At 79.6% G+C, this 11342-nt stretch carries 11 protein-coding genes; 9 read left to right on the plus strand and 2 right to left on the minus strand.

Annotated elements, in window-relative coordinates; genetic code table 11:
• The 4 genes from EJA20_RS16655 to EJA20_RS16670 all read left to right on the plus strand — a co-directional run.
• The coding region (locus EJA20_RS16655; protein WP_205687556.1) for a type II secretion system F family protein at positions 1 to 235 on the plus strand (235 nt) is incomplete at its 5' end.
• Positions 236 to 339: 104 nt separating this feature from the next.
• On the plus strand, positions 340 to 600 hold the full coding sequence (locus tag EJA20_RS19185) for a DUF4244 domain-containing protein (RefSeq protein ID WP_240675595.1): 261 nt from the start codon (positions 340 to 342) through the stop codon (positions 598 to 600).
• The gene (locus tag EJA20_RS19800; RefSeq protein WP_129339666.1) at positions 597 to 1022 is read left to right on the plus strand and encodes a TadE family type IV pilus minor pilin; all 426 of its coding nucleotides are present in this window, start codon (positions 597 to 599) and stop codon (positions 1020 to 1022) included. The genes EJA20_RS19185 and EJA20_RS19800 overlap by 4 nt, the downstream gene beginning before the upstream one ends.
• Positions 1019 to 1375 carry an Rv3654c family TadE-like protein gene (locus EJA20_RS16670; protein WP_164984036.1) on the plus strand — a complete coding sequence of 119 codons (357 nt, stop codon included), beginning with the start codon at positions 1019 to 1021 and terminating at the stop codon, positions 1373 to 1375. Before EJA20_RS19800 ends, EJA20_RS16670 begins: the two co-directional genes overlap by 4 nt.
• 82 nt (positions 1376 to 1457) lie before the next feature.
• On the opposite strand, the gene EJA20_RS16675 is transcribed toward EJA20_RS16670, so the two are convergent.
• Together EJA20_RS16675 and EJA20_RS16680 are read right to left on the minus strand one after the other, a co-directional pair.
• Entirely contained in the window at positions 1458 to 1913 is a 456-nt protein-coding gene (locus EJA20_RS16675) for a hypothetical protein (protein ID WP_129339668.1), read from the minus strand.
• 31 nt (positions 1914 to 1944) lie between these two features.
• Complete coding sequence (locus EJA20_RS16680) at positions 1945 to 4470, minus strand: DEAD/DEAH box helicase (RefSeq protein ID WP_240675597.1); 2526 nt, start codon at positions 4468 to 4470, stop codon at positions 1945 to 1947.
• Positions 4471 to 4950: 480 nt separating this feature from the next.
• Here EJA20_RS16680 and EJA20_RS16685 point away from each other — a divergent pair, with 480 nt between their 5' ends.
• From EJA20_RS16685 to EJA20_RS16710, 5 genes are all read left to right on the plus strand, one after another.
• Entirely contained in the window at positions 4951 to 5253 is a 303-nt protein-coding gene (locus EJA20_RS16685; protein ID WP_129339670.1) for a DUF427 domain-containing protein, read from the plus strand.
• A gap of 155 nt (positions 5254 to 5408) precedes the next feature.
• Positions 5409 to 6200, plus strand: a complete 792-nt coding sequence (locus EJA20_RS16690; RefSeq protein WP_129339672.1) for a 5-oxoprolinase subunit PxpA — start codon at positions 5409 to 5411, stop codon at positions 6198 to 6200.
• On the plus strand, positions 6197 to 8071 hold the full coding sequence (locus tag EJA20_RS18860; protein WP_164984037.1) for a 5-oxoprolinase subunit B/C family protein: 1875 nt from the start codon (positions 6197 to 6199) through the stop codon (positions 8069 to 8071). Before EJA20_RS16690 ends, EJA20_RS18860 begins: the two co-directional genes overlap by 4 nt.
• A gap of 616 nt (positions 8072 to 8687) precedes the next feature.
• Positions 8688 to 10631, plus strand: a complete 1944-nt coding sequence (locus EJA20_RS16705; protein WP_240675599.1) for a ribonucleoside triphosphate reductase — start codon at positions 8688 to 8690, stop codon at positions 10629 to 10631.
• Between the two features lie 35 nt (positions 10632 to 10666).
• On the plus strand, positions 10667 to 11342 hold a 676-nt coding region (locus tag EJA20_RS16710), incomplete at its 3' end, for an anaerobic ribonucleoside-triphosphate reductase activating protein (RefSeq protein ID WP_240675598.1).

Genomic DNA, 11342 nt, shown 5'->3' on the forward strand with positions numbered 1-11342 from the left:
CGGCCTCGCAGCCGCGCTGGGACCGGCGTGGGCCGCCGGGGCCTCGCCCGTCGCGGCGCTGCGCGCGCTCGCCGACCGTCGGCGCGCCGAGCAGCGCCGCCGCGCCCGGGAGGCCGCGGCGCGGCTGGGGGTGCGCCTGCTCCTGCCGCTCGCGACCTGCCTCCTGCCGGCGTTCGTCCTGCTCGGGCTCGTCCCGGTGGTGCTCTCCCTCCTCGACGGGCTGCTCGGCGGATGAGGTGGGCGGCTGTCGGGACGTCCACAGCCCCCGCAGGACGGGATCCGTCCCCGGCGGCGACGCCGCCCCCGCCGCGGGCCGGGCACCGCCGCCACCCTCGTGCCGTGGCCGCCGTCGGGGCGGCCGAGAGGGAGGTCCTCATGGTGCGACGGTTGCGGACGCTGACGGCCCGGGCGGTGCACGCCTGCCGGCGGCGGTGGGCGGCGGGGCGGCGCCTGCCCCACGAGGCGGGGATGGCGACGGCGGAGTACGCCGTCGTGACCCTCGCCGCCGTGGGCTTCGCCGGCCTGCTGCTGGTCATCCTCAAGGGCGGCAGCGTGCGGACGCTGCTGCTCGGGATCATCGAGCGGGCGCTGTCGTCGTGACCGGCCGGCGTCCCCCCGGTCGCCCGGGTGAGGGGAGCGGGCACGGGGGTGCGGCCCGGGGTGCGGCGGCGCCCGTCGTCCGACCCCGTCCGTGGTCGGGCGACCGGGGGAGCGTCACGGCCGAGCTCGCGCTCGCGCTGCCGGTGGTGCTCGTCCTGCTCGTGCTCGTCCTGGCGGTCGGGAGCGCGGTCGCGACCCGGCTCGCGTGCGAGGAGGGCGCGCGAGCGGCGGCGCGTGCGGCGGCGCTGGGCGAGGACGACGCCGCCGTCCGCGCCGCCGGAGCGGCGGGGGACGGGGCACGGGTCGAGGTCGGGCGTGCGGACGGATGGGTGCGCGTGACCGTGTCCCGCCGGGTGGAGGTCGCCCGGTGGGGCACGGCGTGGACCGTCGAGGCCACCGCGAGCGCGGCGGTCGAGCCGTGACGGCGCGCGGCGGCGAGGCGGGCTCCGGGTCCGTCCTGGTGGTCGTCCTCGCGGCCGTCGCCGTGGTCGTCGCCCTCGCGCTGGGCGTGGGAGGCGGCGCCGTCGTCGCCGCGGCCCGGGCGCAGACGGCCGCGGACCTCGCGGCCCTGGGCGCGGGGTCGGCGGCGCTGCGCCGCGGGGCGGCCGGGTGCGAGGTGGCCGAGCGGGCCGCCGTCCGGCACGGGGTCCGCCTCGTGGCCTGCGGGCTGGACCCCGACGGCTCGGTCCGGGTGCGGGTCGTGGGCCCCGGGCCGCTCGGACCCGTCGAGCGGCGCGCGCACGCCGGCGTCCGTCCCGCCGGCGTGCTGTCGTGACGGCGGGCCCGGTCGCCGGGGCCCCGAGGTCGCCACGGTCGCCGGGTCCTCGCGTCGGGTGCCCGGCCGCGCCGCGACCGGCTCAGCCCAGGACGAGCCGTGCCGCCGTCTGCCCCCAGGGCGAGGCGGCCGCCACCAGCACCGCCCCGTGCGTCAGGGCGGCCGGCACGGCCAGCACCGCGAGCAGGCGCCGTCCGTCCCGGGCGAGCAGGACCGCGGCGGTCGCGCCGCCGACCAGCCCCGCGAGGGCGACCAGGGGTGCGAGCGCTGCGGTGAGCGCCCAGCCCGTCACCACGAGCGCGCCCAGCGGCGGGGGCGCGTCCGCCGCCGAGCCCAGCCGCACCGCCGGTACCCCTCCGTCCGCGCCGCCGGCTGCCCCGGCGGCGTCCGCCAGGCCGTTCCCGAGCAGCGGGACCAGCAGGGTGCCGTACGTGGCGGCGAGCAGCGCCGCGGTGACGAGGAGCGTCCCGACGACCCGGCGCGCCAGCGGTCCGGGCGCCGCGACGAGCGGCGGGGGCAGGGGGCCGGGCGGCGTCACGCCGCCAGGGTCGGGCGGCTCCCGGGCCCGGTCAACGGCCGCCGGACATCTTCACCGGGCCCTCACGCCGCGCCCGCTCCCCGTCGTGTGCGCCGCCGTCCGAGGCGCTCGCCTCCGGCGCACCCGCACCCGCACCCGCACCCGCGCCTTCGGCCGGCGCGTGCCCGAGGACCACGTCCAGCAGCCGGAGGGCGGCGGCCTTCTCCAGCGGGTTGTTCGCGTTGCCGCACTTCGGCGACTGCACGCACGCCGGGCAGCCCGTGGCGCAGGGGCAGGTCGCGATGACCTCGCGCGTCGCGCGCAGCCACGTCCCCGCCAGCTCGAAGCCGCGCTCGGCGAAGCCCGCGCCGCCGGGGAAGGCGTCGTGCACGAACACCGTCGCGGTGCCGGTGTCCGGGTGCTGCGCGGTGGACAGGCCCCCCAGGTCCCACCGGTCGCAGGTCGCCAGCAGCGGCAGGACGCCGATGGAGGCGTGCTCGGCGGCGTGCAGGGCGCCGGGCGTGAGCTCGACGGTGACGCCGGCGGCGAGCAGCACCTCGGCCGGGGCCGTCCACCACACGGCCGCCGTCCGCAGGGTCCGTGCCGGCAGGTCGAGCTCGGCCGACCCGACCACCTGCAGGTCCGGGATCCGCTTGCGCTGGTAGCCCAGGACCTGCGTCGTCACGTCGACCTGCCCGAGCGCCCACGTCACCGGGCCCCAGGCCACCGAGCGCTCCGTCCCGACGACCTCCGTCGTCGTGAGCCAGCGCGCCCAGGTGCCGTAGTCCACGTCGCGCCGCGTGACCAGGGCCAGGGAGTCGGCCAGGTGGAGCCCGTCGACGACGAAGGACACCCCCTGGTGCACGTAGACCGCGCCCTCGTGCACGGTCGCGTCCGCCGCCGCGGCGTCGACCGTGCCGAGCACCCGGCCCGTCGCGCCCTCGACGACGCGCACCGGGTCCCCGCCCGTGCCGCGCAGGTCCGTGAGGCGGGCGGCCGGCTCCGCGTGGGTCCAGTACCAGCCCGACGAGCGGCGCCGCAGCGCGCCCTGCGCCACGAGCACGTCGAGCAGCTCGGGCGCCCGCGGCCCGAAGACCGCCAGCTCCTCGGCGCGCAGCGGGATCTCCGCCGCCGCGGCGCACAGGTGCGGCCCGAGCACGTAGGGGTTGCCGGGGTCGAACACCGTCGCCTCGACGGGGGCGTCGACCACCGCCTCCGGGTGCGTCACGAGGTAGGTGTCCAGCGGGTCCTCGCGCGCCACGAGGGCGACGAGGCCGTCCGCCCCCGCGCGCCCCGCCCGCCCCGCCTGCTGCCAGAACGACACCCGGGTGCCGGGCCAGCCCGCGAGCAGGACGGCGTCGAGCCCGGAGATGTCGACGCCGAGCTCCAGGGCGTTCGTCGTGGCCAGCGCCCGCAGGCGTCCCGTGCGGACCGCCGCCTCCAGGGCGCGGCGCTCCTCGGGCAGGTACCCGCCGCGGTAGGCGGCCACCGTCCGGGGCAGGGAGGGGTCGACGGCCGCGAGGTGGCCCCGGGTCGCCGCGGCCACGGACTCGGCGGCCCGGCGCGAGCGCGTGAACGCGAGCGTCCGCGCCCCCGCGCTCGTGAGGTCCGCCAGCAGGTCGGCCGTCTCCGCGGTCGCGGCGCGGCGGGGGTGGTCGCCCGACCAGGGGTCCTCCTCCGGGAGCAGGGCCGCCCACGGCGCGGAGCCGTCGGGGCCCGTGCCCGGCTTCACCGGGGGCTGCCAGAGGACGATCGTGCGGCGGCCCGCGGGGGAGCCGTCCTCGGTGACCGCCCGCACGTCGTCGGGGTCGACCCCGACCAGCCGCGCCGCGCTGCGGGCGGGGTCGGCGGTCGTCGCCGAGGCCAGGAGCACCGTGGGTGTGGCGCCGTGGTGCGTCGCGAGCCGCAGCAGCCGGCGCAGCACGAGGGCCACGTGGGCGCCGAAGACGCCGCGGAAGGCGTGGCACTCGTCGAGCACGACGTAGCGCAGCGACGCCAGGAGCCGGGTCCAGCGCCGGTGCTGCGGCAGGAGCGCGAAGTGCAGGAAGTCCGGGTTGGTCAGCACCACGTCCGCGTGGTCCTGCACCCAGCGGCGCTCCTCCCGCGGGGTGTCGCCGTCGCAGGTGGCCACGCGCACGTCCCGCACCTGCGCGGCGTCCAGCAGCCGCTCCAGCGCGTGCAGCTGGTCGGCGGCGAGGGCCTTCGTCGGGCAGAGGTAGAGGGTCGTGGCGTGCCGCTCGACGGTCTCGATCCGGCCCCGCTCGGCCGCGGGCGGAGGAGCCACGGCGGCGCGGGCGGCCGTGAGGGCGGGCAGCCAGAAGGCGAGGGACTTGCCCGACCCCGTCGAGGTCGCCAGCACGGTGTGACGCCCCGCCCAGGCGTGCTCGGCCGCCTCGGCCTGGTGCGTCCACGGGCGCTGCACGCCGAGCGCGCCGTAGCCAGCGACGAGGGCCGGGTCCGCCCAGGCCGGCCAGGGGACCGCCCGCCCCTCGCGCGCCGGCAGGTGCCGGACGTGCGTGGCCCGCTCGGCCCGCCGACCGCCCGCGAGGAGCACGTCGAGCAGGTCCGGGGAGTCCACCCGACCATCCTCCCCCGCGGCGGGGCACGCCCGTGCGGGGCGGGGGCCGGCCGCCGTCGTGCGGCCGACCCGGGCGGGACGGGGCCGGACGCGCATCCGGACCGGCCCCGCCCGGTCCGCCGGACGCGTCGACCGGGAGCGGGGCGGCTGACCGGGAGCGCGGGCGGACCGGGGCGAGGCGGAGGACACGCGGCGCCGTTGCCGCGGGTCCGCCTCGATCATGGCGGTGGGACCGTGCTCACAGGAACTCTCGTGACCGAGTTGCAACCTCCCGACCCCTCCGGACGGGCGGGACCCGGAGGACGGGCGCATGAACCCGTCCGGCTGCGTCCGACCGTGCCCGATCCTGCCCGAGGGCGACGCGTCCGTCGGCGGCTGAGACGTCCCGGGGGTGGGCGCGCGGGCCGTGGCGCGCCGTCGTACGGTCGCCGCGCCACCGCCCGCAGCGTTCCGGCCGCGGGCCCGACGGAGGGACCCGCCATGCCGACCGCCATGCTGAACGGCACCGTGCTCGCGGAGGCGTCCGAGGAGGACGTGCTCCACATCGAGGGGAACGTGTACTTCCCCCCGGCGGCCGTCCGGACCGAGCTCCTCGAGGCCTCGGCGACGCCCTACACCTGCCCCTGGAAGGGGGAGTGCCAGTACTGGGACGTCCGGGCCGGGGGCACGACCCTGCACGACCGCGCGTGGTCCTACCCGCACCCCTACCCGTCGGCGTCCGACCGCGTCGGACGCGACTTCAGCGGCTACGTGGCGTTCTGGAAGGAGGTCCAGGTGTCCTGACGCCGGCCGCGCGCCGCGTCCGCCCCGCACCGGAGCCCGTGGTGCGCGACGATGCGGGGGTGGACGGCGCGACGGACGGCAGCGGCGACGCCGGCCCCGGTGGCGCCGCCGGCACGAGCAGCGGAGGCGGTGGCCACGGCGGTGGCGACGAGGGGATCGACCTCAACTGCGACCTCGGCGAGGGCGACGGCCCGTGGCGCGCGGGTGCGCCCGTCGACGACGAGGCCCTGCTGCGCCTGGTCACCAGCGCGAACGTCGCGGCCGGCTACCACGCCGGGGACGCGGCGAGCATGCGGGCGACCTGCGCCGCGGCAGCCGCCCGGGGCGTCGGCATCGGCGCGCACCCCTCCTACCGGGACCGCGAGGGCTTCGGCCGACGGCCCACGGACCTGCCGGCGGCGGAGCTGACGGCGCAGGTCGTCGACCAGCTCGAGGCGCTGCGCGCCGCGGCGCACGAGGTCGGCGCCACGGTCCGCCACGTGAAGCCCCACGGCGCCCTGTACCACCGCGTCACCCACGACGGGGAGCAGGCCGCGGCGCTCGTGGCGGCCGTCGGGGCGGTGGACCCGGCGCTCGCCGTGCTCGGCCCCCCGGGGTCCGTGGTCCTGCGCCTCGCCGCGGCGGCGGGGCTGCCCACGGTCGCCGAGGCCTTCGTCGACCGCGGCTACCGCGCCGACGGCCTCCTCGTCCCCCGCGGCGCCCCCGGCGCCCTGGTGACCGACCCCGCGGCGGCGGGGCGACGCGCGGTCGGGCTCGCGACCACCGGGACGGTCACGGCGGTCGACGGCACGAGGATCGCGGTGCGCGCGGCGTCCCTCTGCGTGCACTCCGACACCCCGGGGGCCGCGCGGCTGGCGGCGGCCGTGCGAGCCGCCCTCGCCGCGGCCGGCGTGCCGGTGCGGGCCTTCCCGGTCGGCGGTGCGGCGTCGGGGCGCGTCCCGGCGTGAGCGACCCCCTCGTCGTCCACCGGTACGGGACGGACGCGCTCCTCGTCGACCTGCCCGACCTGGCCGCCGTCCGGCGGGTCGACGCGGCGCTGCGCGCGGGGCGGCACCCCGCGGTCGTCGACCTCGTCCCGGCGGCGGCGAGCGTGCTCGTCCGGGTCGCGGACCCGCGGCCGCGCGCGCTCGCCGCCGTCGAGGCGTGGCTGCGGGCGGCGGTCGCGGGCGCGGCGTCCGGCGGGGGGCCGAACGGCGGACCGGGACGGGGATCCGCCGTCGTCGAGCTGCCCGTCGTCTACGACGGGGAGGACCTCGACGAGGTCGCGGCGCTGACCGGGACCAGCCGTGAGGACGTCGTCGCCCGCCACGCCGCCGGCACGTACGCCGCGGCCTTCGGGGGCTTCCTGCCCGGCTTCGCCTACCTCGTGGGCCTCGACCCGGGCTTGCACGTCCCCCGCCGCGACTCCCCGCGGCCCCGGGTGCCGCCGGGCTCCGTCGCCGTCGCCGACGCCTTCACCGCCGTCTACCCCGCGGCCTCCCCGGGGGGCTGGCGGCTCCTCGGCCGCACGGACGCCGTGCTCTTCGACGTCGACCGCGAGCCGCCGGCGACCCTGGCGCCCGGGGTCCGCGTGCGCTTCGTCCCCGCGCGGGCGACCGCCGGGGTGCGCACCCTCGGCACCGACCCGGGGACGGGGCCGACCGCCCCGCCCCCGACCCCGACCCCGCCCCCGACCCCGACCCCGCCCCCGACCCCGACCCCGCCCCCGACCTCGCGCACGGCCCCGCCGGCGGCCCGGCCCGTGACCCCGCCCGGGCCGACGGCGGCGGGCGACGCCGACCGCCCCGCGCTGGTGGTCCTGGCCCCCGGACCGCTGACCCTCGTGGAGGACGGCGGCCGCCCCGGGCGCGCGGACGTCGGCGTGCCGCGGTCGGGCGCCGCGGACCCCGCCGCGCTGCGCGCCGCGAACCGGCTCGTCGGCAACCGGCCGGACGCCGCCGGCCTGGAGGTGCTGCTCGGGGGGCTGGCCCTGCTGGCGGCGGGCACGCACGTCGTGGCCCTCGCGGGGGCCGACCCCGGTGCCCGGCTCGACGGGGTGGCCGTGCCGACGGGCACCGCCGTCCGTCTGGGTCCCGGCGCGGAGCTGCGGCTCGGCACGCCCGCCCGGGGGCTGCGCACCTGGGTCGCCGTGCGCGGCGGCGTCGCCGTCCCGGCGGTGCTGGGCTCGCGCTCGCGGGACGTGCTCGCCGGCCTCGGGCCTCCGCCCCTGCGCGCGGGCGACCGCCTGCCGGCCGGTGACGCGGCCGTCGAGGCGGTCCCCCTGCCGACGCACCGGGACGACCTCCGCGACGACCTCCGCGACGACCTCCGCGACGACCTCCGCGACGACCTGCAGGACCCCCACGAGGTCCGCGACGAGCGCGACGTCGACCCGCGGCCCGACGGCGCGCCCGCCGCGGGCGTCGACGCGGCGGTCCGCGCGACCGGAGGAGGCCCTGCCTCCGAGGCCCACCCCGACGCGGCCGCCGCGGCCACGGTGCTGGACGTGCTCCCCGGCCCGCGGGTGGACCGGCTCCGCGGCGGCCTCGCGTCCCTGGGCGCGGCCCTCTTCACGGTCGACCCCGACTCCGACCGCGTAGCGGTGCGCCTGGCCGGCCCGCCCGTGGCCCGTCTCCCCGGGGAGGTGCCGACGGAGGGCCTCGTCGCCGGCGCGGTCCAGCTCCCGCCGAGCGGCCTGCCCGTCCTGTTCGGCCCCGACCACCCGGTGACGGGCGGCTACCCGGTCGTGGCGGTCCTCACGCCCGCGGCCCGGGCGGCCGCCGCCCAGCTGCGCCCCGGCGACCGCGTGCGCCTGCACGCGATCGCCCCACCGGCCTGAGCCGGCCGCCGCCGGACCACCGCTCGACCCCGGGGGACCCTGCCCGGGCACGAGGTGTCGCTCCGGGTCGCTCGTGCGCGGCCGCGGCCGACCCGGACCGGCATCTCGTCGTGAGGGCGGGGCTGCCGGCGGGCGGCCGCTCCGTCCTGGGTTAGGCCCGCCACCCCGCACGAGGTGCCGCTGGGGGTCGCTCGTCCGGGGCCGCGGCCGACCCGGAGCGGCATCTCGTCGTCAGCGGGTTTCCCCCGCTCTGCTGCTCGAGGGTGCGGGAGCCCGCCACCCCGCGACGAGGTGCCGCTTCGGGTCGCGCCTGCGCGGCCACGAGCGACCCGGACCGGCATCTCGTCGTCGCGGCGGGCGAGGAGGGACGAACGTCCCCGTGCGCCCGTCGCGGGGGTCCCGAGACTGTCCTGCCCGGTGGTGCCCCCACCGGCCGGCGCCGTCCCCGGCGGCCGGCCGTCGCCCCCGCCCGAGCCCGCAGAGGAGAGCCGTGCCCGCCGCGCCCCGCACCGCCCACAGCGACCCGACGTCCGACACCGGTGCCGGACGCGGCGCCCCGCCCGCCGCCCCCGCCGTCGCGCCCGACGACGCCGCCCGCCCCCCGGTCGTCGTCGACGTGCGCACCACGGTGCAGGAGTACCTCGACCGCTCGGACTGGCGGGTCGCGGCCAACGCGAACCAGGGCTGGTCCCTCGGCGGCCTCGTGCTGTCGGCGGCCGGCAAGGTCGTCGCGAACTGGTGGCTCTCGCAGGTGTACCCGCCGGAGGTGGAGCGCGCGCACCGCGAGGGCGACCTGCACGTCCACGACCTCGACGTCCTGGGCGGCTACTGCGCGGGCTGGTCGCTGCGCGCGCTCCTCGAGCAGGGCTTCGGCGGCGTGCCGGGCCGGGTGGCCTCGCGCCCCCCGCGCCACCTCACCAGCGCGCTCGGGCAGATGGTCAACTTCCTCGGCACGCTGCAGAACGAGTGGGCCGGCGCGCAGGCGTTCAGCTCGTTCGACACCCTCCTCGCGCCGTTCGTGCGCCGGGACGGCCTCTCCCCGGACGCGGTGCGCCAGGCCGTGCAGGAGTTCGTCCACGACCTCAACGTGCCGAGCCGGTGGGGCACGCAGACGCCGTTCACGAACCTCACGCTGGACTGGACGTGCCCCGACGACCTGCGGGACGCGGTGCCCCTCGTCGGCGGCGAGCCCTGCCCGTTCACCTACGGCGACCTGCAGGCGGAGATGGACCTGCTCAACCGCGCCTTCCTCGAGGTGATGACGGAGGGCGACGCGGACGGGCGCGCCTTCACCTTCCCCATCCCGACCTACAACGTCACGGAGGGCTTCGACTGGACGTCGCCGAACGCCGACCGGCTGTTCGCCATGACGGCCCGCTACGGCCTGCCCTACTTCCAGAACTTCCTCGGCTCCGACCTGCGCCCCGGCGACGTGCGGTCCATGTGCTGCCGCCTGCGGCTCGACCTGCGCGAGCTCCTCCGGCGCGGCAACGGCCTCTTCGGGTCGGCGGAGCAGACCGGGTCCGTGGGCGTCGTGACGATCAACTGCGCGCGGCTGGGGTACCTCCACGCCGGCGACGAGGGGGCGCTCCTGGCCGCGCTCGACCGGCTCGTCGACCTCGCGGCGACCTCGCTGGAGCTCAAGCGCTCCGTCGTCCAGGGCCTCGTCGACGAGGGCTTCTACCCCTACACCCGCCGGTGGCTCGGCTCCCTGGAGAACCACTTCTCGACGATCGGCGTCAACGGCCTGCACGAGATGGTCCGGAACCTCTCCGGCGACGACGAGGGCCTCACCACGCCCGAGGGGCACGCGGTGGCCCTGCGCGTGCTCGACCACCTGCGCGCCCGCCTCGTGGGGCTGCAGGAGGCGACGGGCCACCTGTACAACCTCGAGGCGACCCCGGCGGAGGGCGCCACCTACCGCTTCGCGAAGGAGGACCGCCGGCGGTTCCCCGGCATCCGCCAGGCCGGCACGGACGCCCGGCCGTACTACACGAACTCCTCGCAGCTGCCCGTGGGCTTCACGGACGACCCCTTCGAGGCGCTCGGGCGGCAGGAGGAGCTGCAGGGGCGGTACACCGGCGGCACGGTGCTGCACCTCTACCTGGGCGAGGCGGTGTCCTCGCCCGAGGCGTGCCGCGAGCTCGTCCGCCGTGCGCTCACCCGCTTCCGCGTGCCGTACCTCACCGTCACGCCGACGTTCTCCATCTGCCCGACCCACGGCTACCTCGCGGGCGAGCAGCCGACGTGCCCGCGCTGCGCCGACGAGCGCGGCCCGGGGGCCGGGCCCGTCGTGTGCGAGGTGTGGACGCGCGTCATGGGCTACCACCGCCCCGTCAGCTCCTTCAACGTGGGCAAGCAGGGGGAGCACGCCGAGCGGGTGCCGTTCCGGGAGCCGGAGGGCCTGGCGTCGGAGGCAGGGCCGGCCGGATCCGCCCCGACGGGATCCGCCCCGACGGGCTCCGCCCCGGCAGGTCCCGCGCCGGCAGGTCCCGCGCCGGCAGGTCCCGCGCCGGCGGACCCGGCGAGGGCCGGCCTCGCGGCGGCGGGTGCCCGGTGACCGCGCCGGCCCCGGTCCCGGCGAGCGGGACGGCGGTGCCGCGGGCCCCCCGGAGCCGGCCCGTCCTGCGCCGGGAGGACCTCGGCGCGGCCCTGCGCCGGGCGTCGGCGCCCGTGCCGCGGGCGGCGGGTGCCGCCGCCGACGACCTCGCCGTGGCGGGCCTGACCCCGCTGTCGACGGTCGACTGGCCCGGCCGGCTCGTGGCGACGGTGTTCCTCCAGGGCTGCCCCTGGCGCTGCACGTACTGCCACAACCCCGGCCTGCTCGACCCCCGGCGGCCCGGCGCCGTGCCGTGGTCGGACGTGCGCGACCTGCTGGCCCGGCGGCGCGGCCTCCTCGACGCGGTCGTGTTCTCCGGCGGCGAGCCGACCCGGCAGGCCGGGCTGGCGGCGGCGATGCGCGAGGTGCGCGCGGCGGGGATGGCGGTCGGGCTGCACACGGGCGGGGCGTTCCCCCGGCGGCTCGCGGCGGTCCTGCCCCTCGTCGACCGGGTGTTCCTCGACGTGAAGGCGCCCCCGCGGCTCTACCGGGCGGTGACCCGGGCGGGCGGCCCGGCGACGAGCGCGCACGCGGCGTTCCGGTCCCTGCGCCTCGTGCTGGCCTCGGGCGTGGCGGTGCAGGTCCGCACCACGGTCGACCCGACGGTGCTCGCGCAGGCCGACCTCGACGAGCTGCGGGGGCTCCTGCGGGCCGCCGGCGTCCGCGAGGGCG

The organism is Cellulomonas endophytica (assembly GCF_004123805.1).
Taxonomy (GTDB): domain Bacteria; phylum Actinomycetota; class Actinomycetes; order Actinomycetales; family Cellulomonadaceae; genus Cellulomonas; species Cellulomonas endophytica.

Coding starts and splice junctions, on each gene's coding strand:
- EJA20_RS16685 (WP_129339670.1), top strand. CDS start 4,951: ATGCCGACCGCCATGCTGAACGGCACCGTGCTCGCGGAGGCGTCCGAG.